1 protein-coding gene is annotated in these 1,901 nt (G+C 36.3%); it reads right to left on the bottom strand.

From position 1 onward, the window contains the following. A partial coding sequence (gene dndD / locus AC3DU7_RS13660) for a DNA sulfur modification protein DndD (protein ID WP_488039887.1) occupies window positions 1–1,884 on the bottom strand: 1,884 nt, incomplete at its 3' end. Window positions 1,885–1,901 lie beyond the last annotated feature (17 nt).

Raw genomic sequence — 1,901 nt, 5'->3', positions numbered from 1 at the left:
TACTTCTGATTTACCAATTTCAGTATCGGTAGATAAAAGAATAACTTGATGACTAGCAGAAGGGAAATAACGTTCTACTAAATTTTGACGGTGGGATGAATCTAATCTACCCAAAGGTGTATCAATAGCGACGGGTAAATGTCTACCAGAAACCCTTGCCAAACCCCACAAAAACGAAATTGCTAAAAGCTGTTTTTCTCCAGCAGAAATACGATGTTTAGGAACAACTTGCCCTTGATTATCGTAGAGAGAAAGAGCAAAATTATTAGTATCAATAGCCACGCGATGCACTAAATCTGATTTATGCAAAATATAGCGGAAACATTCAGTAACTTCCATTTCTAACTTATTCAATTTTTTCAAAGTTAACTTCTCCTTAAATATTTGCAAAGTTTTCTTCACTTTGCCAGAAGATTCAATGATATTTTGAATATTGTGACGTTCGATAGTTTCATCAGTATAGCTAAATAATTCCTTCTTTGTTTTAGTAATAGTATCCTCCAATTTTTTACGCTCGCTTTTACTATTTTCACAAGCAATATTTATCCTGGCTAACTCAGTTTGTGCCTCTTGTAAAGCAGTTTCCAAAATTTCATAAGCTTCTGGAGAAGCTGCACTTACCAACTGCTTTTCCAGAATATTAATTTCCACTTCTAAATCCTTGAGACGAGTTAAACTTTCCCTAGCATTTGTCCGACAATTTTCAATCTCATAGCGCAACAAATTTTCTAGTAAAGTTAGCGCCTCTTCATCTGCCAATAACCAAGGTTCATCACTTTGATTAATATCCTCTTCAATCATCAGATTTTCTTGATGAAGAAACCTTTGAATTTTACTAATTTTGCCAGCAGGAATAGACAACTCATTCAGATAATTAACTAAACGTCGGTCTCTTTCCTGAAAAGCATCTAAAGCTATTTCTGCTTCATGGCGTAAAATCTCTACATCACCTTGAGAACTTGCTTGTTCCAAAAGAGGAGAAATTAAAGCCAGAGGTAAAGCTCCTGCGGCAAGTTCAACCATTTCCTGACGAGCATTTTCCATCTCTAATTCGACATCTTGAAATTCTTGTTTTAACTGACTTCTTTCAGCAGCAATTTTTCCCCCTTCCGAGACAAATTTTCTCATAGCTTTTTTTTGCTTTTCTTGAGCTTTTGTTAATTGCTTTTCCAAATCTGCTAATTTTTCTGTAGCAACTTCCAAATCTCTCTTTTGTTGATGGAGTTTTTGTTCAATTTCCTCTAAATTTGCCATTTCTTTAGTCTTGGCAAATTGTTTCTTTTTCCGAGTCACCAAAATATCTAAATCTGCTGCGAGACGTTCGGCTAATTCTAATCCTAATAATGACTGAATTGCATCTACTACTAAAGGTGGTGGTGTTTCTAGTTCAGCTAATTCTTTTACTTGTTCTCCATCAAAGAGAAATAGATTAGAAATTCCCAAAGGTAAGAGATTTTCTATATATTCGTCCCAGGCATTTGCCAAGTAAGAATCAGGCCATTCACCATCAAGAATTCCCAAACTATCTTTGCCATCTTTAGGATTTTTTTCCCAGGTACGAACTACGCGATATTCTACAAGTTGGTCATCTTGAATATGTTCAAAAGCTAATTCAATGCGAGTTTTTTCTGTAGGTGGAGTATTGCGATTTACACATTGGGAAAGGAAGTCGCCATAAGTTAAATTTCCCCTAGTTGAACATTGGGCGCGATGACCGTAAAGTGCAAGGCGAATGGCATCTAAAAGAGTAGTTTTTCCTCCTCCATTCATACCTCCAAATAATATGATGGGGCAGGGGCGATCGGTAAGTGTCGGGCGGAGGTTTATTGTTTGTTTACCGGAGTAAGGTCCGAAATTTTGTAAGACGAGTTCTAGAAAAATCATTTTTTAGGGAATAGGGA

The organism is Okeania sp., assembly GCF_983059655.1.
The sequence above is the reverse complement of the archived record's forward strand: the minus strand, read 5'-3'. Positions and strand labels throughout refer to the sequence as shown.